The following is a 20,341-nucleotide window of genomic DNA, read 5'->3' as shown; positions in this document are numbered from 1 at the left end:
GTTGTCCTAGATGCCGCCGAGCTGCACGCCCGGGTGTGCCGCACGCAGTTGCACCAGCGAGGCCAGGCAGCTCTGCCACTCGCCCTTCGCCACGGAGCCGGTGAACTCGCCCAGCACGGGCGCCACCACGCGGGCGAAGCTCTCGTCTTCCAGACCCAGGTCGCGCACCAGCTCCACCACGCGGCGCTTGGCCACGCTCGCGGACAGCCGGCGCTGCACGTCGCCTTCACGCGCTTCCTTCGCGCGCCCGGGAGGCAGGCCGAACATCATGCGCCGCAGGAACGTGCGCAGCGCTTCCACGTCGCTGAAGCGCGTGGTGCCACCCGCCTCGCGCTCGTCCTTGCCGCCGCCCGCGGGCTTCCAGCCCTCCGGCAGGTGCATCGGACGGTGCTTCTCCCAGAGCAGCCGCACCGCGAACAGGCCCACCTCGCGGTCCGCGCTCTGCATCAGGCCGGACAGCCGCTCCGCGCCACCCAGCCGCGCGTAGTGCCGGCGGATGAGCTCCACGGCCACTTCGCGCGTGCTGCGCTTGGTGGACTCCGTGAGCGCGAACACCTTGCCCGCGTCCAGCTCTTCCGGCTGGAGCGTGTGGCGCGCGTCCGCTCCCGGTTCGCCCGCGTTGAGCAGGGCGTCATAGGCCAGGTTGCGGATCTCCTTCGCGTCCGAGTCCGCCAGCTCGTACACGCGCGTCTGGTAGCCCCACGCACGCAGCTCCGAGCGGGCGATGGTCAGTGCGAAGCGGCGCACGTCGTCGCGCTCATCGAAGAGGGCCGGCCACAGCCGCTCCGCCGTGTACGCCTTGCGCGGCGCGCGGGGGCGCAGTTCGTAGGACTTGGACTCCGGCTGCTCCGGCCCGATGCCCGGGTGGTGGCAGCGCAGGTACATCTGCGCGAACGCACGCACCGGCGGCGGCTGCTTCGCGCCCAGCGCCAGGTCGAACAGGCGCTCCAGGCCCGCGTCCGCGTCGCCCGTGTCGCTGAAGTCCGCGGGCACCACGTTCGCCAGCAGGTAGCGGTGCGCGAAGTCGTGCAGCTGCGGGTCGGCCCGACGCGCCAGCGCCAGCAGCCAGGGCACCGTGAGCTGCCGCGCGGTGAAGAGCTTGCGGTTGCCCAGCAGCTCCAGCGCCGTGCCGCGGAACTTGCCGTTGAAGACGAGCGCCTTCACGCGCTCCACGTCCAGGCCCGGCAGGCTGTCCGCGCGGGTGAGCCACTGCGCCGCCTGACGGCCCAGGCGCGGGTGCGCCACCAGGTCCAGCAGCCACTCCGGCCCGATGTCCGCCGGCTTGTATGTGGACAGGGCCTTCATCGCCAGGTCCTCCACGCCGCGCTGCCGCGACGAGCGCTTCGCCTCCGTCAGCGTCACCTTCCAGAAGTCCGCCGGCATCTCCCCGGCCGCGTACTTCCTGGCGACGTAGTTATTCGCCCAGTTGCGCTGCTCCGGCATGCCCCAGAGCAGCTCGCGCAGGAAGTCGTGAGTGAGCTCCGCGCGGTCGAAGGACTGCTCCAGCGACTTCGCCGCGAACGCCGCGGTGGGGGTGGACAAGAGCAGCCGGCCCAGCAGAGGCAGCCCCAGGTCGCGCGGCTTGTGCTTCTCCAGGGCGGCGGCGGCGAACTTCTGCACGTCGTCCTCGCCCTTCTCCACCAGGTCCGCCAGCCGGTCCGCGGCCAGGTCCTGCGCGTGGCCGCGCGCGTACTCGATGGCGTAGGCGCGGGCCTTGTTGCTGGGGGAGAAGAGCAGCGCGAGCACCGCCTCATGCAGCCCGGCCGCGCGCAGCTTGCCCTGGTGGAAGTCCGGCGAGCCCTGGAGCGTCTCCACCAGGAAGTCGTGCGCGCTGCCCAGCGGACGGCGCGCCAGGCGGTCCAGCCACGCGGGCGTCACCTTGCGCAGCGCCTCCGGGAAGTCCTTGCGCAGGCCCTGGATGGCGAACTTCGCGGCCGGGTCCGACTGGCACGTGTCCAACAGGCGCATCAGCGCGTCCGGCGAGCGCTTCCACGCGTCCGGGTACATGCGCTGCTTCACCATGTCGTTCGGCGGCTGGATGGCGAAGCGCGACGCGGAGTAGCCCTTGCTGTTGTGCGCCCAGATGTGGTGCGCCACCCAGCACTGCGACCACGTCGTCTCCAGGTCGTAGTGCCGGAGCACCTCCACCGCGAACTGCGGGTAGAGCTCCGGGACGGCAGCGCCCAGGTGCCGCAGGAAGCGCCACGCGCGGCGCTGGAGGTAGGTGAGGGTGCCGCCGCTGACTTCGCGGTGACGGCGACCGCCGCGCTCGGTGTCGAAGCGCCAGGCCAGCGCGCCGAACATCTCCGCGTCGTGGCGCGCCTCCGCCAGCTTGTAGATGCGCTTGAGGCCCGCCCACAGGCCGAACTTCAGCGGCGCTTCCTTCACCAGCGTGATGAGGGCGGCGCGCGCGGGCTCGGTGTTCTTCTCGTAGAGGGACACCAGCAGGTCCGCGAGCAGCAGGCGCGGCGGCAGCGGCACGTCCTTCTGCGCGAGGAAGCGCTGCCACGCCTCATGCGAACCCTTGCGGCGGTCCGGCTTGTCGTCGCTCGCGCGCGCCTGCTCCAGGAGCTGCTTCAGCGCGTCGAAGGACAGCGCGCCCTGTGGCAGCGGCGTGTCCGACGTGCGGTCCGGCTGGTCCAGGAAGGCCAGCACGGACTCGGCCAGGTCTGGTGCATCCGCCCTGGCCAGACGTTCGAGGTCTGCTGCGCTCAGCGCGTCACTCGGGGTCATACGTGGGGTTTAACACAGCTCCCCTGCCCCGCGAGGCATGTTGGACCCGCCTCACCACGGAAGCGCGGGGACCTCCACCTCCTGCGTGTCGCCGGTGCCCACCGTCACGTCCTCGCGGAACGAGAGCCAGCGTCCCTCACGTTCTCGCAACACGAGAAGCGTGTAGGGCCCGGGAGGGAGGCGGGCCCAGACATCCCTGCGCGACAGCTCCGGAATGAGCGCCTGTTCTCGCAGCCACTGCACCTCCTTGGATGCGGCCGACTCCGAGGGGGCCGGGACTCGGCCGGGGATGAGGTAGGGCGTGCCCGACTGCCCGCGCTCGCCCCAGCGCAGCCTCAGCGTGGTGCCCTTCGTCGTCACCGGGAGGTCCAGCCGGGTGACGCGTTGCGGCTCGACGTGCACGAGGCGGGGAATGACGGTCAGGGGTGACATGCCCGCGAGCTTCACCAGGTAGTCGCCCGGGTCCAGGTCGCGGAACTGGGTCACGCCGTGGTGCGCCATGGCGATGAGCTGCGCTTCCGGGTCCGCCTTGGGGATGGCCGTCAATGGCGTGCTGACAGGCCGGCCCTGTTCGTCCCGCACCGAGACCTCCAGGCGGGTGGCGGAGGGGAGACGCAATTCGAGCGTGTCCTCGTTGGGGCCCACCCTGCGCTCGAGGGACGCGTGCGTCGCTTCCTGCACGGTGAGCACATAGGGCCGCGATTCCACGGCGGGCAGCTGGAAGGTGCCGTCCAGGCCGGTGATGTCGTCCGCGAAGGATTCGGCGTGCTCCGCGTTGCGGACGTCTTCCGCCGGCAGCGCCAGGGAGACGGACACGCCGGCCAGCGGGGTTCCAGTGGCGTCGTCCACCACGCGGCCCTTGATGACGTGGCCCGTGTCCACGCGCACCGTGCCCAGGTCCACGTCGCGGCCTTCGGGGACGTCCACGTCGCGCTGGGTGAGGGCGTGGCCCGGTATCTCAAAGGTGAGGTGCTGGGGGCCGGGCTCGTCCACGAAGACGGTGAAGGCGCCCTTCGGGTCGCGCACCGTCTCTTCGTTCACGGTGAAGCGGGTGATGGGCGTGCCGTCCTTCCTCGCCAGCCGGCCGGTGATGCGGCCCTGGAAGGCCAGGGTGATACGCACCTCCATGTTCCCCGCGCGGGCGGTGATCTTGGGGCCCTCCCTCTCCTCCAGCCACCGCTGGATGCGGTCGTGGAACGGTTCGTCGGAATCATCTTCGCCCGGCCCGAAGTCGGGTTCGTCCTCGGCGTCGCGCTTTCCGGGCGGCTTGGGCAGCGCGTAGCCCGGCTTCACCGCCGTCAGCTCGTAGTCCCAGTCGCGCGCCAGCGGCTCCAGGACGAAGCGGCCGTCCGGGCCCGTCTTGGCGGAGAGGGGGGAGTACGAGCGGCCGTTGCTGGCCTCGTCCTCCTTCGCGGTGGCGTCCACGGTGACGTCCGCCAGGGGCCGGCCCTCCGCGTCCACGACGATGCCGCCCACGCGTCCGTCCAGGTCCAGGCGCAGCGCCAGCTCCACGGTCTCCGAGCCGCGCAGCACCACGCGGTCGGGCATGAGGCGCTCGTAGCCGCCCGCGGTGGTCCGCATCCACACGGTATAGGTGCCGGGAGGCAGGCCCTTGATGTCGAAGCGGCCGTCCTCGCCCGAGGTCGCCGCGAAGGTCATGCGTACGATGTCGATCTTGTCGTCGTCGTCTTCCGGGGCTTCGCGGGGCTCGTCGTCCTCGCGGGCGCCGGGCGAGGGCTCCGGCTCCTGCTTCACCAGGGAGACGTCCACCTCGTTGACGGGCGTGCCGCGCGAGTTCGTCACGGTGCCGCGCACGGTGGCGCCCGCGTCCAGGGTGAGCTTCAGGTCGGAGGTGGGGGCGCGGACCTGGAGCTTGCGCGGCAGGTAGCCGTCGGCCTCGACGGTGAGGGTGCCGGAGAGGGGCTGGTCCACCTTGATGGCGAAGTGGCCCTCCGCGTTGGAGGTGGCGTCGAAGGTCAGGGGTGCCTCGCGGGGCGGGTGCATCACGATGAGCGAGCGCGCGTACACGGGCGGAGGCGCGCCAGCCGGGCGCTTCCGGGCCGGTGGATGCAGCGACAGGGAGGCGTCCGCCACCGGCTGGCCCGCGGCGTCGGTGATGATTCCCTCCACGAGGAGCGCGGGGGAGAGGACGAAGTCCAGCGCGGGTCCGCCCGCGGCGACGGTGCGGACCGCGGTGAGGTCCAGCAGCCGGTCCGCCACCACCTGGAAGGTGTAGCCGCGGGCCTGGAGGGGGCCCAGGCGGATGCGGCCGTCCGCGTCGGTTCGGCCGAGCGGCTGGAAGAAGGGGGTGACGGCGTATTTGGCGATCTCACTCGGAAGGTTGGCGCTCACCTCCGCCTGGGCCACGGGTTTGCCGGCGGTGTCGCGCACGGTGGCTTCGACGAAGAAGGTCGTGCCCAGGCGCAGCGTCACCTGGACCTCGCGCGGGTCTTCCGGGAGCGTCACCGGTTCGCGCGCCAGGAGGCCGCCCTGCTCCGCCTCCAGGGTGTATTCGCCGGGGGACAGGCCGTCGAAGGTGAAGCGCCCCCGGGCGTCGGTGGTGGTGACGCGATCGCCGTCGACCTCCGTGACGGTGGCGCCTGCGACGGGCTGCTCGCCGTCCACCACCGTGCCCACGATGCGCCGGGGGGAGAAGAGCACCACGTCCTCGGGCAGGGGGCCCACGGCCACCTCCTGCATCCACGCGGTGATGCGTCCCTGTTGGGCGGCGAGGAGGCCATAGGTGTCCTCGGGCAGGGGGCCCAGGGAGAAGCGGCCGTCCGCGCCGGTCCGGGTGTCGAAGAATCGCGCCGTGCCTGTGTGCAGCAGGGTGACCTGGACGTTGGAGAGCGGGGCGCCGTCCTCGTCCACCACACGGCCGGTGAGCGGCTGGCTGACTTCGAGCTCCAGCGTCACGTCCTGCGTGCCGGAGGCGACATCCTCCAGGAGGCCCGCGCCCTGCGAGCCCAGGGCCCAGAGGGTGACCGTCCCCTGGGGCAGGCCCTCCAGGGTGAAGGTGCCGTCCTGGGCGGAGGTGGTGCGCGACAGGACGAAGGCACCGCCCCGGTGGGTCTCCACCAGCTCCTGGACCCAGAGGTTGGCGGTGGTGGAGGCGCATTCCTCCGAGGCCAGGGAGACGTCGGGCTGGTTCGTGTCACACGGCAGCTCCGTCAGGGTCTCTCCGGGCAGGGGGACGGAGGCGGAGACCTCGATGCCGGCGACGGGCCGCCCCTGGAGGTCGACGACGCGGCCCTGGACCTGGAGGGCGCCCTGGGGCGGTGGGGGCGGCGCGGGGGGGAGCTGGCGGCGCGCGGCGCTGGCGGCCGGGGGGGACGCGGGGGTGGTGGGAGTGGGGCGCAGCCACCAGAAGACCCCGGCTCCGATGAGGAGCGCGAGCACGACGCCTCCAATGACCACCGCCGACGGCTTCCGCATGGCGCCCCTCCAGGGTGGGCGACTGTAGCAGCAGCGCTGACGCAGGCCCCGGGGAGGGCCGTCCGGCCGGCCGCGTCAGAGGGCGCGGCGAAAAAAATCAGGGCCGAACCAAGGTTTTTCGCGGCCGACGTATTGAAGGCGAGGTGGGGATGCTGGGGGCAGAGCCACCAGGATCCAAGGGCTCGGGACGCAGAGCGGACCGGGCAGAGGGGGAAAGGGTTTCGGGGGTCGATCTTCCGGGACTCAAGGTTTTCGGTAGTCGACGTCTTGAAGGAAAAGCAGGACGGACGCGGAGCTTTGGGGGCCGCATCCGGATGAGGGGGACCCCTCGGGGGAGGGGTTGAGTTACTGGGAGCGCGTCGAGGGGGCGCGCTCCCAGTATTTTTTTGTGCGCCTGCCTATCCGCTGGAGACCACCCGTAAGGGTTGGGCACCTTCGCGGGAGGACTTCGTGGCGCCGGGCAGCTCCAGGACGTGGGCGCCTTCCGCTTCGAACTGTTCGCGCAGCCACGGGTGGCAGGTGAAGGCGATGACCTGGTGGGCTTCCGCCAGCCTCGCGAAGAGCCGCACCGCGCCCCGGGCCCGTTCCGGATCGAAGTTCACCAGCACGTCGTCCGTGATGAGCGGCAGCGCGCCCCGCGTCTCCCCGAAGTCGCGGATGACGGCCAGCCGGAACGCGAGGAACAGCTGCTCGCGCGTGCCCCGGGACAGCTGCTCCGCGCTCCAGTCCCTGGCGCCGTCGCTCACCCGCAGCTCGCGCGCGTCCCCGGCCGGGATGAAGACGCGGCGGTAGCGCCCCGCCGTCAGCTCGGAGAACAGCTCGCTCGCCAGTTGGATGACGCGCGGCTGCTGCTCCTCCTCGAACCTCCGGCGGGCCCTTCCGAGCAACGCCAGCGTCAGCCGGTCCGCCGCGTAGCGCGTGGCCAGCTCCGCCGCCTTCGCGCGCAGCGTCTCCTCATGGATGCGCAGCCGCGACACTCGGTCGTCGTTCTCCCACTGCGACAGCTGCGTCTTCAGGCTGCCCTGCTCCGTGAGCACGGCTTTGTGCCGCTCGCCCTCGGCCTTGTGGCGCTCGCGCAGCGTGGCGAGCTGTTCCTTCAGGCCCGTCTCACCGCCCGCCGCGTGGACCTCCTCGTTCGCCGCGTTCTCACCCAGGCCGGTGAGTGCCTGCACCCGCTGGACGTGCTCGCGCACCCGGGCCGCCAGCTCCGCGTACCTTCGCGCCTGCACCGCGCGGCGGCGGAAGGTGGCCTCGTCCTGGCATCCGCCTTCCGTGAGCAGCGCCTCCCACGCCTGGTCCTCGTCCAGCGCCAGCTGGTCCAGGCGCGCCTTCTCCGCCAGCAGCTCGCCGCGCTGGCCGTCTAGGTGCCGCTGGTCGGCCGCCCTCGAGCGCACCTCCTCCAGCGCCACGGACACCCGCGCGGCCACCGTCTCCGGCGGCCCCTGGGGCAGGCCCGCCGCCCGCGCTTCCTGCAGCAGCCGCGTCGTCACCGCGTCGCACGCGGCCTCCGCCACCGTGAACTCCTCTTCGTCCGTGCGCAGGTCCAAGCGCCGCTGTCGCAGCGCCGCGGCATCCAGCCACAGCGTCAGCGCCGACGCCGCGGAGAGGGCCTCCGGGAAGCGGCGCGCCACCAGGAACGCCATCCACTCCTCGCGCAGCACCTCCTCGCGCTGGCTCGCGCGCAGCCGCGCCTCCTCCACGCGCTGGTCCTCGCGCACTGACGCGTCCCAGGCCGTGCGCAGCGTGTCCTCCTCGCGCACCAGCAGCTCGCGCCGCTCGGCCTGCGTCAGCTGCTCCGCGAGCTGCGACTCCTGCGCGGCCAGGTCCGACAGCGACGCGCCCGGGGACAGCCCCGCCGCGCCGGAGGCGTTCAATAGCTCGCGTTGGAGCAGTTCCTCGCGCGCGCTCATCGCCGCCTGCACCGAACGGAAGCGCTCCTCCTCCTGCTGCCGCCAGCGGTGCCGCGCCGCCTGCGCCTCCAGGCTGGCCTTGCGCGCCGTCTCCACGCGGTGGCGCACGAACAGCAGCAACCCCACCAGCAGCAGGCCGCCCACCGCGCACAGCACGCCCACCGACGGACCCGCGAGCCACGCCGCGAGCGCCGCGAACCCCAGCGCCACGAGCGCCGCCGCCACGACCCACGACAGCGGCAGTAGCGAGCGCAGCGGCACCGCGTCCGTGGGCGCCCGCACTCCGTCCATCTGACGGCGCTGCTCCAGCCGCTGCTCGGCCAGCCGCTCCAGGTCCCCGCGCACCGCGCGCATCCGTCCCACCGCCGCCTGCCGCTGCCGCACCTGCGCGGGCCGCTCCTCGGGCAGCGCCTCCAGCTCCGCCTGGACCCGCCCCAGCGCCGTCTCCAGCCGGGCCCGTTCCTCGCGCGTGCGCGCCTGCTCCGCCTCCGACTGCGCGAGCGCCGTGTCCGCCGCGTCCAGCCTCCCCGCGATTGACTCCAGCTCTCCTCGCGCCCGCGCGCCCAGGTCCATCGCGAGCAGCCCGCCCGCGTCCACCGCGAGCCCCAGCTCTCCCAGCGACTGCTCCAGCTGCCGCCGCCGCGAGGTGAGCGACGCCCTGCGCGCGGGCAGCGAGCGAAGCTGCTCGGAGTGTCCGGAGTACGTGGCCAGCGCCGTGCGCAGGGACTCCGCGCGCTCGCGCACGGGCCATGGGGCCGCCAGCCGCTCCCGCGCTTCTTCGATGGGCGCCAGCCGCTCATGCAGCTGCGCCTGCTGGGCCCGGTACGTCTTGCGCCGCTGGAGCACGTCCTCCAGCCGCGTCTCCGCGCCCGGCGGGAAGGTGTCCAGCACCGGCAGCGTGGCCAGCTCCGCCCGGTCGCGCGCGAGCACCGCCAGGTCCCCCAGCGCGGACTCCAGGCGCGAGGCGTGGTCCAGCTCATGCTCGGTGTGCTTGCGCGCCACCTCCAGCGCGTGGCCCTCCGCGATGCGCTCCGCCAGTTGGTCGCGTGTGGAGAAGTAGAGCGCGGGCCGGTCTCCCGCTTCGCGCAGCGTCTGCTGCACCTCCTCCAGTTCCTTCATCACGCGGTTCAACTCCGGCTTCTGCCCGCGCGGCGCGTACAGCGCTTCGGCGTCCTTGCGCAGCCGCTCCACCGCCTCCGGCAACCTTCGCGCGCCCTGCATGCCCGCGGCGAACAGCGCCTCCGACACGCCGCGCTGCTGCGCGAGCCGCTGGAACGACGACAGCTCATCCAGGCGGAAGGCGAACACCTCGAAGAACAGCTCGCGCGGTACGTCCGCCAGCGCCTGGTCGAGCAGCGTCTCCGGCAGCGGCTGTCCATCCAGGCCGCGCACCGTGAGCGTGCCCTCCGACGCGCGCTTGCCCCCGTGGCGGTGCACCACCAGCGGGCCCGACGCCGTCTCCAGCCACAGCTCGCCGCCGAAGAGCGCGCCCTCCGGTTCGTAGCGCTCTGGCTGGCCGCGCTTCTCGAAGCCGAACAGCACGCCGCGCAGGAACGCCAGCAGCGTGCTCTTGCCCGCCTCGTTGGGCCCGTACAGCAGCGTGAGCCCCGGCCCCGGCGTCCCCGAGTACCCCCGGAAGTGCCCGAAGCCGTCCACCTGGAAGCGGTTGATGCGCAGGCCCGGCTTCATGATGCCTCCTCGTGGAGTTGCTCCACGCCGCGCTGGCCCGCCTGTGCCACCAGCTCCGGCCGGGGCGCCTCCAGCGCATCCACGCCCAACCGCTTGAGGCGCTGCCCCAGCGTCGTCAGGTCCTCGTCGTCCCACAGCGACGCGAGCGCTTCGTCGTCATGGGACAGGGCCTGCGCCTCCTCCAGCAGCGTGCCCAGGAAGCCGCCCCCGGCGCGCACCGCCTCCAGGTCCACCTCCGGCCGGCTGCCATCGCGCAGCGACTCCAGCAGCACCGGCGGGTGCGCGCGCGCCAACCGCTCGCGCAGGTCCGCCTCCAGCTGCGTCCTCGCTCCCGGCCGCGCGAGCTCCCGATGCAGCGGGCCGCGTCCAGCCAGCGTGAGGCGCACCGCGTGCCCGTCGAAGTCCTCCGCGCAGCGCGACTCCACCACCTCCGTGGCCACCGCCTGGAGCATGTCCAGCGACGTGACGCCCGCGAGCGGCACGTCCAGCCGGTGCCAGCGCACGCGGTCCACCGGCACGAACCTCCTGCTCGCGACGCCGTCCTCCACGTCCACCACCACGCAGCCGCGCTCGCCCGTCTCGTGCACGTGCCGGCCCTGCGGGTTGCCCGGGTACACCGCCACGCCGCCGCCGGGCAGCAGGTGCTCCGCGCGCGTGTGCACGTGGCCCAGGGCCCAGTAGTCCAGCCCGCCCGCCGCCAGGTCCGCGGCCGTGCAGGGCGCGTAGTTCGCGTGGCCCGCGTCGCCGCCCAGGTTCGCGTGCAACAGGCCCACGCTGAAGTGCTCGCCGGTGCGGCGGAATCGCGCGGACAGGTTCTCGCGCACCTCCACGTCCGGATAGGACACGCCCTGCACGTGGCACAGCCTGCGGCCCTCTCGCTGGACCTCCACGTCCTCCCACTCCGGCCCGAACACCTTCACCGACGCGGGCAGCCCCAGCGTGCCGGTGTCCCCGCTCAGCGGATCATGATTGCCGTGGACGATGAAGGTCTGGATGCCCGCGCGGTCCAGCCGCGACAGCTCCGTGCGCAGGGCCAGCCGCGCGCGCACCGAGCGGTCCTTCACGTCGAACAGGTCCCCGGCCAGCAGGAGGAACGTCACACGCTCGCGCAGGCACACGTCCACGATGCGCGCGAGCGCGTGGAAGGTGGACTGCTGGAAGCGCTCCAGGAGCGGGCCGTGCGTGGCCACTCCCCGGAACGGCGTGTCCAGATGGAGATCCGCGGCGTGCACGAAGGAGAAGCGCATCGTGCGGGCACCGTACCCGAGTCCCGTCGTCCCTCGACTTTCCCGCCCCCAGGTGTGATGCGCCTGTGGACACAGGACATGTCCCCAGGTCGTACGGGGAGTTCACCGGTGGAAATCCGGCACGTTGGATGCGCGTCCAGCCCTCTTGCGCTTCCTGGGCGCCCGGCAACGCGGGCGCTGATGAAGATTCGAGGAGGGGCGCGGGCGCGCCACCAGGGCACGCCCGCGCCGTCCCGAGGCTCAGTGCCTAGCGGGTGGGCTCGGGGACCGTGCCGGAGCCGGTGTTGCCGCCGGTGGTGCTGCCCGAGCCACCGGAGCCCTCCATGCCGGTGCCGGTGCCCTCCTCCATGCCGGAGCCGCCCGTGCCCGAGTCGTAGCCGGAGCCACCCGTGCCCGAGTCGTAGCCGGATCCGCCCGTGCCCGCGTCGTAGCCGGATCCGCCCATGCCCTGGTCCATCGTCGAACCTTCGCCCTGGCTCGGGGGTGGGCTCGTGCTCTGTTCATGCCCCGCACCCATGCCGGGCTCGGTGCCCTGGGTCCCCTGGGTGCTTCCGGAGCCTCCCGTCCCGCCGCCCATGTTCTCCTGCGAGCGGTCCTTGCTCTGGCACCCGGTCAGGGCCAGCGCGCCCGCCACCGCCCCCAGCACCATCCATCGCGTGAAACCCTTCATGCTCGACCCCCCTTGTTGGTGTGACGAACCCAAGGCTGGGGGTGCGGCGACGCAGGGACATCGTCCGGGGGCTGCACGCCGCCGGGCCGCCCTCCCCACGTGCCATGGGGCAGGGGCCCGCCAGGCCGCATGCTCGGGAGTGATGGCTCAGGCCTCACGGCGCAGCACGAGCAGCGCGTACTCCAGGCCTCCATCCAGCAGGCCCTGTTGCAGCCACAGGTGCTCGCGGCGCGACTCGGTGCGCACGGCGTTGAGCGCGGCGCGCAGGCTGTGCGCGTCCGTGGGCGCACGGGCCAGGTGCTCGTGGACGCGCAGCTCCGAGCCCAGCGTCCAGAAGCCCACCGCTTGCGCGGACACGTCGTCGTGCGCCTCCAGCTCCAGGCCCGCATCGCGCGCGTCGGCGAGGAACGCGTTCACGCTGCCCAGGTGCCGGCTCCACGCGTTCTCGGAGGGATGCACGGCGTTGGGCCGCACCCAGAAGCAGTCCGCGACGGCGAGCATGCCGCCGGGCTTGAGCCGGGCGTGCACGCCGCGCAGCCACTCCGCGCGGGGCAGGGCGCAGGTGTTCTCCACGGCGATGACGGCGTCGTAGCTCTCGCGGGTCCGGGGCGGCTCGCCCGTGCACTGCCGGACCTGCACGTGCGCGCCCATGCCCGCCTCGTGCACGAAGCGGCGCACCTGCTCCAGGTGCGTGGGCACGGTCACCATCGCCGTCACGCGCGCGCGGTGCTCCTGGGCCCAGTACAGCGCGCTGCCGCCCAGCACGCTGCCCATGTCGAGCACCTCACCGCCGTCCGGGAAGGGGCCCATGGCGCGTGCCAGCTCCGCGAGCATCGCTTCCTGCGAGTCCCTCAGCCGCTCGCGCAGCTCCGGCCCCGGCGTGCCGGGCGGAGGCAGCCGGTCCACCAGGCCCGTGTGGCAGTACACGCGCGGACTCGTACCCTGGCGCGCGAGGCCGCGCGCGGCGAGGGCTTCATGGTAGGCGCGCACGTCGAACAGGGTGAGCAGGGGCGGGCCGCTGGACGGGGCCACCGCCTCATTCGCGTCGCGCCCGCGCGTCAGGGTCGTGGACGGCGTCAGGGTGGGGGCGCTGAGGGGCTTCATGGGTACTCCCGGGGCAGCAGGATGCGGAGCAGGGCGCCGCCGCCCGGTCCGTTGTGCCGGTGCAGCAGGCCTCCGCTGGCGCGGAGCAGGCACTCGCTGGTGTAGAGGCCCAGTCCCGTGCCCTGGGACTTGGTCGTGTAGAGCTCCTCCGCGGGCGCGTTGAGGCGCTCCGGAGGGAAGCCAGGTCCGTCGTCCTCGATCTCCACCTCCAGGCGCCCGCTGAGGGGTTCGGTGCGCGCTCGGATGAAGACCCGGGACGCGCCCTGTTCGCCATTGCCCTCGCATGCGTTGACAACCAGGTTCTCCACCACCCGGCGCAGCGTGAGCGGCCCGCCGCGCAGGAGCGCTCGAGGCGGCCGCGACATCTGCATCTCCACGTGGATGTCCACGTCGGGGAAGCGCAGGGACACCTGGGCCTGCACGGACTCCAGCACCAGTCCCAGGTCCACGGCCTCCGGCTCCGTGCCGGCGAAGCGGCGGCTCTTGGCGCGCACCTCCTTCACCATCTCCTGGAGCTGCCGCAGGCTGTCCTGGAGCTGGCGGGCCTGGTCCTCGAAGCCGGTGCGCGCGAGCACGCCGCGCTGCGTGCCGAAGGCCTTCATCATGTCCGCGGCGGTGCCGGCTTCGTGCAGCGCCTGGTCCATGCCCTGCTGGTGGCCCAGGATTTCCGCCATGGCCTGGGTGAGGCGGCCCACGTCGCGCTCCTGCTGCTCCACGAGCTGCGCGTGCACGGCGGCGCGCAGGCGGTCCGCGTCCGAGCGGGCCTGGTCGTAGCGCATGGCGAGCGAGCCCAGGTACAGCTGGGCGACGAGGGCCGCGGGGCCCACGACGGCGAGGAGCAGCCCGTTCTGGGAGTGCCACGCCAGGGCCGCCGCGCCCAGCAGGGCCACGAGCGTGCCGACCATGAGGAAGGGCTCGCGCCACGTCACCCGGTAGCGCCGGCCGTGCACCGCCGAGGTGCCGATGAGCAGCACGCCGAGGACGAGCGCTCCGCGAGGCGCGGCGAGCGCGGTGAGGCCCGCGAGGAAGAAGTGCTCCAGCGCCAGGCCCGGCAGCCACGCGAGCCAGCTCCCGGCCCCCACGCGCCGGTGGCGCGCGTGCACGCAGGCGAAGGCGACGCGGTGGACGGCGCCGGGCAGGAAGCACGCGAGCGCGGGGGTGAAGGGCACGGCGAAGAAGGGGTGGGCGCCGGGTGCCCACGCGACCGCGCCCACGAGCGCCGAGCCCCGGAGGAGGTAGCCCGCGAGGGGGCGCGCACGCAGGGACGCGAGGAGCCGGCCCGCGTCCTGGGCGCGCATCCAGCGGCGAAAGGCCGTCACTCCCTGGCAGGAGGACAGGGGCGGGGACTTCATGCGCGCGCTCCGGTGCCGGACCGGGACACGGCGGCGCGGGCAGGACGGGGCCCGGACGGATGAAGGTCTCCGCGATATGGACGCATGCTGGTCAACCCCCCGGCACCAGGCACAGCCCTCGACACGGAGAAGCAAAAGCGACGGGGGCGCCCCGGTCAAACGCGGGGGCATGGACATTGTTGGCCAGTCCGCCGTCCCTGGCTTCCCGGTCAGGGAGAGTGATGACTCCTGTCCGGAGCGACAGTGCTTGGGAGGGTGTGCGGGGCGCGATAGAGGGGCGCCCCATGCGTGACAGAATCCAGACGGTGTTGCGGCAGCTGGCCCAGGTTCCGGAGTTGGAGGTGCGGTGGCTGCACACGTTGTCGCTGCTGGAGTTCATCGGGGCGCGGAAGATTTCGCGCACGGTGGCGGACCGGCACCCGTCGCAGGAGGTGCTGGGGCACCTGGCGGACGAGACGCGCCACGCGTTCACGTTCAAGCGGCTGGCCTGTGAGGTGGCGGGCCGCGAGGACGTGACGGAGTTCCTGAGCGTGGGCGCGGCGTCCGCGTGGTTCCAGTCGTTGGATCGGCAACTGGCGGAGTGGGTGACGGGCGTCACGGGAACGACGGACGTGTACCTGCACTACCTGCTCACCACGTCGGTGGTGGAGCGCCGGGCGATGGTGCTCTACCCGCTCTACAAGGCGGCCACGCGGCACGCAGTGGTGCGCGAGGAGCTGGGGCGCGTGGTGGTGGAGGAGCAGTCCCACCGCCGCGCCATCGAGGACGCGTGCATGGAGCGCCTGGAGAAGGTGGGCACGACGCTGGAGCCCGCGCTCGCGCTGGAGGAGCGCCTGTTCGAGACGTTCCTCACCCAGCTGGAGAAGGACGTGGCCCAGGCGCTCGCGGGAGCGCAAGCGGCCTGATTGCATCTCCGAAGCGCGAGGACTAAGTGACTCACTTCCGCATCAGAAGTGAGTCAGGAGTGCTCGCCATGTCCCATCGATTGCAACCCACCGTTTCCGACCCGGTCATGGAGCAGGTCCAACGGCTGCGGCGCGAGCTGGGTGGGGACGTCTCGGAGATCATCACCGAGGCCATCAGCCTGCTGGACAAGGTGGTGCTGGAGGCGCGCCGGGGCTCCCGGCTCGCCTTCGTGCCGCTCCAGCCCGGACAGCCCCTGCGCGAGTACAGCTCTCCAGCGCTGACCCGGCTGGAGTGGAAGGCGATGGACGAGGAGTCCATCGTCCTGCCCGCGAAGGACTTCGACCGGGTGGCCAAGGCGGTGGCTGCACCCCCGAAGCCGTCGCGCGCGCTCCGTGAGCTCTCCCGTCGCCGCCGTCGCGAGCGCCCTTAAGGATGCATAGTTTTGTGACTGCTACTTCGCTTTCTCATAGGCTTTTGCAACTGGCTCCAGAAGCGGTCTCACAGCCTCAACCGCATCCTTGAGTCTTTTGATTTGAACATCAATGGCAGGTTCCTTTGTTGCGGCGCTGTGATGTCGACGGAATGCGCTTTGCTCGAAGTTGAGATATCCATCGGCAAGCATCCTGAGGAGTTCGCGTTGTTGGTCATCTCCTGGTGACGCTGCGAGCATTGCTTCTGCGATTCCTAATGCAGCTTTGCGGTCTCGGTAAATAACGGCTTGTTCAGCATGGGACCGGTGAAGTTCTGCAACGTACTTTAAGGCCCATCCCGCAAGGAGCAGAAACGCTATGCGGCCTGTCACGAGAAGAACGATTTGGTCAATTGGGATTCGGTAGGCTGAACCAGCAGATGGAGGCGTTGGTAGGGCAGGCCAATGAATGAAAAGTATGTAAATGCCAGTTATGAGCGTGAGGGCGATGATAGCCATTGACACAAGCATCCAGCTGGCTTGGTTTTGATGAAAATTGGCAGCCTCCAAGAAGGATTCTGATTTTGTTGCAAAGTCAGCTTTTACGACTTCCTTGACCTTCTCGGTGGCATCTAGTCCGCGCAGCATCGCGGACGCGTCATCGAGATAGCCACTCATTTCGGAAATCAGGCTGTCAAAAGATTTTGTTTCTTGTTCGAGAATTCTGGCGACTTCGATGTTTGATTTGGAGGTGAGTTGGTTGATTTTATTGCCTAGCTCCATCAAGTCTCGCTCAAGTTCGCGAGCATGCAGTTGGGCCGTTTCGCGCTCAGCGTGGTTGCTGGCAAAGCCAACTGCTTGTTGCTGCTTTGAATACTCTTGTTGTAAGTCTTGAAGTTGGAGATTTGCTTTGTCACGTGCCTCGGTGGCTGGTCGTTGTATTTCAGTACTTACCTCGTGAGCACGAGTTAGCGCCGACCGAGAACCCGTTCGAATGCGCGTCACTGCGTCCATGAGGCGCGCAGCAAATCCAGGATGGTCAATGGAACGCCTGAGCTTTGCTTCGATGCTTTCCTGCATGCTCCTAAGCGAATCTAGCGCCTGATTCGTAGTGGGCACTGCGTCTTCCTCCTTTGTTCTCAGTCATGAAGCCTGGGGCGCAATAGAGCCGCAAGCCATCTACGCTCATACTTCGAGGACGACGCCTGAGCCGTCACTCCGGCGACGCGTCTTCTTCGCCGTCACCGCTCGCACTGGACAGCACCAGCTTCCCGCCCGTCCACGCCGCCTGGAGGTTCCTCGCGCGGCGTGCTCGCTTGCGGCTCAGCTCCACGCCCACCGCGTCCAGACCCAGCGCGTTGGCCACCGCGAGCGCGGTGCCGTGGCCACAGAACGGATCCACCACCGTGCGCGTGCGCGTCTGCTCCAGGATGAAGCGGCACGCCACCAGGCACGCGTTGAGCCCCATGCCTCGCGTCCACGTCACTTCTCCGGGGTCCGGCAACACGTCCGCCGTGGACTTCGCCGCGTCCGTCTTCAACCCCCGGCTGAAACACAGCAGGTGCGAGTACGCCGGCCTCCCGAACGTCACCGTCCCCGGCGTCCTGCGACACACCACCTTGTGCCAGAGCGTGTCGCACCCCGCGGCCTCCGCCGCCTTCGACACCAGGTAGCCCTTGTCCACCCACGCCCCGTCCTTCTTCACGTCGGACTGGTAGAACACCGCCACCCCGTCCGCCGGCACCCGCGACAACACCTTCGCCGCCGCCCCCACGAACCAGTCCTTCCACTGGGGCACCGTGAGCTGCGGGAACTCGGAGACGTCCGGCATCGACGCCACCATCGAGCACCCCTCCAACACCGGCCGCGCGTCCAGCCACGCGAGCGCGTCCTCGCAGTACACCGTGCGCTTCGCTCCCGTCGTCCCGCTGCGTCCATCCGTCATGACGCACCCGAGTCTGCCGTAAGCGCGCACCCGCTCCCACCCTTCATTCCCTCCACGTGCACCTACCCGTCAGGACAGCTCGCCCCTCGGACCGTCAGGCAACCCTCGAGCAGGTGGACGGCCATGCCCCACTCGTGGCTTGCTACGCCTCCCCTGCAAGACGTGACTTCTCAGTCTTTCCCCCCGAAGAGGACAGCCCCCATGCCCACGACCACCGCGACGGATGGAACACCCCTGAACTACCGGGTGTTCGGGGACGGTCCTCGCGACGTGGTGCTGGTGCACGGGTGGATGGTGTCCGGCGCGGTGTGGGACTCGATGCTGGAGAAGCTGGACATGACCGGCCTGCGGCTCATCGTCCCGGACCACCGGGGCACCGGGGCGTCCGGACGGCCGGCGTCGGGGTACACGCTGGAGCAGTACGCCAAGGACGTGCTCGCGGTGGCGGACCACGCGAAGGCGCAGCGCTTCGTTCTGGTGGGCCACAGCATGGGCGGGCAGATCGCCAAGTGGGTGGCGGCGGAGTCGCCTTCGCGCGTCAGCGGACTGGTGCTGCTCAACACCGTGCCCGCGTCGGGGCTGCCCCTGCCTCCGGACGCGGCCGGGCTGTTCCGCACCTCCGCGGGGGACCGGGAGAAGCAGAAGACCATCCTGGGCCTGGCCTGCAAGCAGCTGTCGCCGGAGTCGCTGGAGGTCCTGCTGAAGGACTCGGGCGCGGTGTCGAAGGACGCCATCGAGCAGTGCTTCGATTCCTGGACGGCGGGCGGCTTCGCGCACCGGCTGTCCGCCATCACCGCGCCCACGCTGGTGGTGGCCACGGATGATCCGTTCCTGCCGCCCGTGTTCCTCAAGCAGGCGGTGGTGGGGCTCATCCAGAACGCGCGCATGACGCACCTGCCGGGGCCGGGGCACTACCCCCAGGTGGAGCGTCCGGCGGAGACGGCCGCGCTGGTGTCGGCGTTCCTCGCGGGCAACACCGCGCAGGCCTGAAGGAGGACGTGCCATGGCCTGGGGTATGTCGTTCGAGCGCGACGCCGAGCACGACGTCGTCACCGCGCACTTCACCGACTGCATCCTGGTGTCGGACGAGGACGTGTTTCGCTGGCGGGACGAGGTGGAGGCGCAGTTCGCCAAGTTCAACGGCCGGGTGGACCTGCTCATCAACCTGAGTGGGCTCATCGTCCGCCACACGGCGGGACGCACCTTCGGCAAGGTGCGCCGCGAGGTGCTGGAGCGCAACACGCACCGCTCGTACCGCTACGGCGGCGACGAGATGACGCTCATGTACATTGGCACCAGCGGCGTCATCAACGGCGCCGCGGTGAACCACTTCCCCACGCGCGAAGCCGCCCTGGCGGCCCTGCTCGCCGAGCGCGAGAGCCTGCGCAAGCGCGGCTTCACGCCGTTCCTGCCGGGTGTCGTCACCTCCAAGCGCTGAAGGCGTTCGCTACACGCCGGCGAACCACTCGTAGCCCCGGTCCTCCCAGGTGCCCCCCGTGGCCTCCGGGAGGAAGCGCACGGTGGTGAGGTACTTCACCATCTTGTAGCCCAGCTTCACGCCCGAATAGAGGCGCAGCGGCGCGCCGTGGCCGGGGATGAGCGGCGCTCCGTTCATGCCGTACGCGAGCACGGTCTGCGGGTGCAGCGCGCTCGGCGCGTCCCAGGACGAGTAGTAGCCCTGGTCGAACGAGCGGAACTCCACGAACCCCGCGCGCGTGTCCGCGCCCACGGCTTGCGCCAGGTCGCGGAGGCTCACTCCGTGCCACGACGCCACCGCGCTCCAGCCCTCCACGCAGTGGTGGCGGATCCGGTAGTCGGTCCGGGGCAGCCGCTGCAATTCCTCCAGCGTGAAGGCGCGCGTCCGGGCCACCAGCCCGCCCACCTCCAGCCGCCAGCCAGCGGGGGCCAGGGGCACGTTTTCGGAGAGGAAGTACTGGGGGAAGTCGCCGGGTGGGGTGAGCTGCTCGACGGGCTCTTCGCGGGCGAGCCGGCTGGGGTGGAAGAGGGCGGATTGGGCGCGCTCGTTGAAGCGGTCCATCACGCCGAGGAAGCCTGCGCGCGGATGTTGGGAGTCGCAGGCGCTGGTGGCGAGCGCGGTGGCGCCCAGGAGGACGCGGCGGCGGGTGAGGACGCGCTCAGACATCGGGCTTCCTCCCGCCGGTGATCATCTCTCCGAAGGTACGCGGGTGCAGGGCGACCAGGACGACGTGGCCCACGGTGAAGAACGCGAACAGCGCGAGCAGCAGCAGGTGCACGAAGCGCGCGGGGTCGTAGCCACCGAAGAGGGCCGTGAGCCACTGGAGCTGCACGGGCTTGTAGAGGACGAGCCCGGACAGGACGGACAGCGCGCCCATGAGCAGCGTGGCGCTGTACGCCAGCCGCTGGAGCCCGTTGTAGAGCCCCGTTTGCGCGGGCGCGGGGCGCAGCCGCAGGTAGTACGCGAGCGTGGCCACTGCATCGCGCGTGTCGCGGCGCGGGAGGAACAGGCGGCGGCGCCACTCGCCGCTGATGGCGAGGTAGAGCACGTAGACGAAGCCGTTGAGGGCCAGGAACCAGCCGAACGCGAAGTGCCAGCTTCGCGCCCCCGCGAGCCAGTCCCCCAGGCGCAGCCACGACGGCGGCACGGCGTCCTGGAAGGGATAGAGCGCGAAGGGCCTCCCGCGAGCTCCCATGAGCGGATACGCGACGAGGATCTGCAACCCGCTGGCCGCGAGGATGGCGAGCAGCGGCACGTTGGCCCAGTGGGCGAGCCGGATGGGCCAGGGCTGGGGACGGCGGGACTCGGGCGGGTGCACTCGGTGGAATGCAGCACCGCGATGCGGTCCGGGACCATGCGGCGGGAGGGTGGCGCGAACGCTCGGGAGAGGACTTCGCTGTCGCGGTGTGAAGCCCTCCTGCCGGAGTTGGGCAACGACCGGTCGAGCCGTACAGCGCCGAGCAA

At 71.0% G+C, this 20,341-nt stretch carries 15 protein-coding genes; 4 read left to right on the top strand and 11 right to left on the bottom strand.

Features of this window, described 5'->3' with window-relative positions; genetic code table 11:
- Window positions 1-6 precede the first annotated feature (6 nt).
- The 7 genes from D7X30_RS25145 to D7X30_RS25115 all read right to left on the bottom strand — a co-directional run bounded on the left by D7X30_RS25145 (window position 7) and on the right by D7X30_RS25115 (window position 14,140).
- Window positions 7-2,733: a hypothetical protein gene (locus D7X30_RS25145; protein WP_120565492.1), complete on the bottom strand. Its 2,727-nt coding sequence runs from the start codon at window positions 2,731-2,733 to the stop codon at window positions 7-9.
- Between the two features lie 51 nt (window positions 2,734-2,784).
- Window positions 2,785-6,168, bottom strand: a complete 3,384-nt coding sequence (locus D7X30_RS25140) for a carboxypeptidase regulatory-like domain-containing protein (protein ID WP_120565491.1) — start codon at window positions 6,166-6,168, stop codon at window positions 2,785-2,787.
- Between the two features lie 398 nt (window positions 6,169-6,566).
- Window positions 6,567-9,767: an AAA family ATPase gene (locus D7X30_RS25135; RefSeq protein ID WP_120565490.1), complete on the bottom strand. Its 3,201-nt coding sequence runs from the start codon at window positions 9,765-9,767 to the stop codon at window positions 6,567-6,569.
- Window positions 9,764-11,014, bottom strand: a complete 1,251-nt coding sequence (locus D7X30_RS25130; protein ID WP_120565489.1) for a DNA repair exonuclease — start codon at window positions 11,012-11,014, stop codon at window positions 9,764-9,766. Before D7X30_RS25130 ends, D7X30_RS25135 begins: the two co-directional genes overlap by 4 nt.
- A 247-nt stretch (window positions 11,015-11,261) precedes the next feature.
- A complete protein-coding gene (locus D7X30_RS25125) occupies window positions 11,262-11,684 on the bottom strand; it encodes a hypothetical protein (protein ID WP_199724542.1) in 423 nt (140 codons plus the stop codon).
- A 147-nt stretch (window positions 11,685-11,831) separates the two neighbouring features.
- Window positions 11,832-12,788, bottom strand: a complete 957-nt coding sequence (locus D7X30_RS25120) for a cyclopropane-fatty-acyl-phospholipid synthase family protein (RefSeq protein WP_120565488.1) — start codon at window positions 12,786-12,788, stop codon at window positions 11,832-11,834.
- Window positions 12,785-14,140: a sensor histidine kinase gene (locus tag D7X30_RS25115; protein WP_120565487.1), complete on the bottom strand. Its 1,356-nt coding sequence runs from the start codon at window positions 14,138-14,140 to the stop codon at window positions 12,785-12,787. Before D7X30_RS25115 ends, D7X30_RS25120 begins: the two co-directional genes overlap by 4 nt.
- 284 nt (window positions 14,141-14,424) lie before the next feature.
- Between D7X30_RS25115 and D7X30_RS25110 the strand changes: the two genes are divergently transcribed.
- Window positions 14,425-15,045 carry a hypothetical protein gene (locus D7X30_RS25110; protein WP_120565486.1) on the top strand — a complete coding sequence of 207 codons (621 nt, stop codon included), beginning with the start codon at window positions 14,425-14,427 and terminating at the stop codon, window positions 15,043-15,045.
- 68 nt (window positions 15,046-15,113) lie between these two features.
- On the top strand, window positions 15,114-15,476 hold the full coding sequence (locus tag D7X30_RS25105; protein ID WP_120580531.1) for a hypothetical protein: 363 nt from the start codon (window positions 15,114-15,116) through the stop codon (window positions 15,474-15,476).
- A 21-nt stretch (window positions 15,477-15,497) separates the two neighbouring features.
- On the opposite strand, the gene D7X30_RS41710 is transcribed toward D7X30_RS25105, so the two are convergent.
- On the bottom strand, window positions 15,498-16,535 hold the full coding sequence (locus D7X30_RS41710) for a hypothetical protein (RefSeq protein ID WP_147443293.1): 1,038 nt from the start codon (window positions 16,533-16,535) through the stop codon (window positions 15,498-15,500).
- Window positions 16,536-16,668: 133 nt separating this feature from the next.
- A complete protein-coding gene (locus tag D7X30_RS25100) occupies window positions 16,669-17,400 on the bottom strand; it encodes an SAM-dependent methyltransferase (RefSeq protein WP_120565484.1) in 732 nt (243 codons plus the stop codon).
- A 201-nt stretch (window positions 17,401-17,601) separates the two neighbouring features.
- Here D7X30_RS25100 and D7X30_RS25095 point away from each other — a divergent pair, with 201 nt between their 5' ends.
- Window positions 17,602-18,390 (top strand): alpha/beta fold hydrolase, encoded by a 789-nt coding sequence (locus D7X30_RS25095; RefSeq protein WP_120565483.1) that lies wholly within the window; start codon window positions 17,602-17,604, stop codon window positions 18,388-18,390.
- A gap of 13 nt (window positions 18,391-18,403) precedes the next feature.
- On the top strand, window positions 18,404-18,838 hold the full coding sequence (locus D7X30_RS25090; protein WP_120565482.1) for a hypothetical protein: 435 nt from the start codon (window positions 18,404-18,406) through the stop codon (window positions 18,836-18,838).
- Between the two features lie 9 nt (window positions 18,839-18,847).
- Here the strand turns inward: D7X30_RS25090 and D7X30_RS25085 are convergent, their stop codons facing one another.
- The gene (locus tag D7X30_RS25085; RefSeq protein ID WP_120565481.1) at window positions 18,848-19,543 is read right to left on the bottom strand and encodes a molybdopterin-dependent oxidoreductase; all 696 of its coding nucleotides are present in this window, start codon (window positions 19,541-19,543) and stop codon (window positions 18,848-18,850) included.
- Window positions 19,536-20,195 (bottom strand): cytochrome b/b6 domain-containing protein, encoded by a 660-nt coding sequence (locus D7X30_RS25080; RefSeq protein WP_120565480.1) that lies wholly within the window; start codon window positions 20,193-20,195, stop codon window positions 19,536-19,538. Before D7X30_RS25080 ends, D7X30_RS25085 begins: the two co-directional genes overlap by 8 nt.
- Window positions 20,196-20,341 lie beyond the last annotated feature (146 nt).

The organism is Corallococcus sp. AB011P (assembly GCF_003611605.1).
Lineage (GTDB): Bacteria > Myxococcota > Myxococcia > Myxococcales > Myxococcaceae > Corallococcus > Corallococcus coralloides.
This window is presented reverse-complemented; position numbering and strand designations above follow the sequence as displayed.

Excerpts from the sequence above, each read along its gene's own strand:
- D7X30_RS25145 (WP_120565492.1), bottom strand. The coding sequence starts at position 2,733 with ATGACCCCGAGTGACGCGCTGAGCGCAGCAGACCTCGAACGTCTGGCC.
- D7X30_RS25140 (WP_120565491.1), bottom strand. The coding sequence starts at position 6,168 with ATGCGGAAGCCGTCGGCGGTGGTCATTGGAGGCGTCGTGCTCGCGCTC.
- D7X30_RS25135 (WP_120565490.1), bottom strand. The coding sequence starts at position 9,767 with ATGAAGCCGGGCCTGCGCATCAACCGCTTCCAGGTGGACGGCTTCGGG.
- D7X30_RS25130 (WP_120565489.1), bottom strand. The coding sequence starts at position 11,014 with ATGCGCTTCTCCTTCGTGCACGCCGCGGATCTCCATCTGGACACGCCG.
- D7X30_RS25125 (WP_199724542.1), bottom strand. The coding sequence starts at position 11,684 with ATGAAGGGTTTCACGCGATGGATGGTGCTGGGGGCGGTGGCGGGCGCG.
- D7X30_RS25120 (WP_120565488.1), bottom strand. The coding sequence starts at position 12,788 with ATGAAGCCCCTCAGCGCCCCCACCCTGACGCCGTCCACGACCCTGACG.
- D7X30_RS25115 (WP_120565487.1), bottom strand. The coding sequence starts at position 14,140 with ATGAAGTCCCCGCCCCTGTCCTCCTGCCAGGGAGTGACGGCCTTTCGC.
- D7X30_RS25110 (WP_120565486.1), top strand. The coding sequence starts at position 14,425 with ATGCGTGACAGAATCCAGACGGTGTTGCGGCAGCTGGCCCAGGTTCCG.
- D7X30_RS25105 (WP_120580531.1), top strand. The coding sequence starts at position 15,114 with ATGTCCCATCGATTGCAACCCACCGTTTCCGACCCGGTCATGGAGCAG.
- D7X30_RS41710 (WP_147443293.1), bottom strand. The coding sequence starts at position 16,535 with ATGCAGGAAAGCATCGAAGCAAAGCTCAGGCGTTCCATTGACCATCCT.
- D7X30_RS25100 (WP_120565484.1), bottom strand. The coding sequence starts at position 17,400 with ATGACGGATGGACGCAGCGGGACGACGGGAGCGAAGCGCACGGTGTAC.
- D7X30_RS25095 (WP_120565483.1), top strand. The coding sequence starts at position 17,602 with ATGCCCACGACCACCGCGACGGATGGAACACCCCTGAACTACCGGGTG.
- D7X30_RS25090 (WP_120565482.1), top strand. The coding sequence starts at position 18,404 with ATGGCCTGGGGTATGTCGTTCGAGCGCGACGCCGAGCACGACGTCGTC.
- D7X30_RS25085 (WP_120565481.1), bottom strand. The coding sequence starts at position 19,543 with ATGTCTGAGCGCGTCCTCACCCGCCGCCGCGTCCTCCTGGGCGCCACC.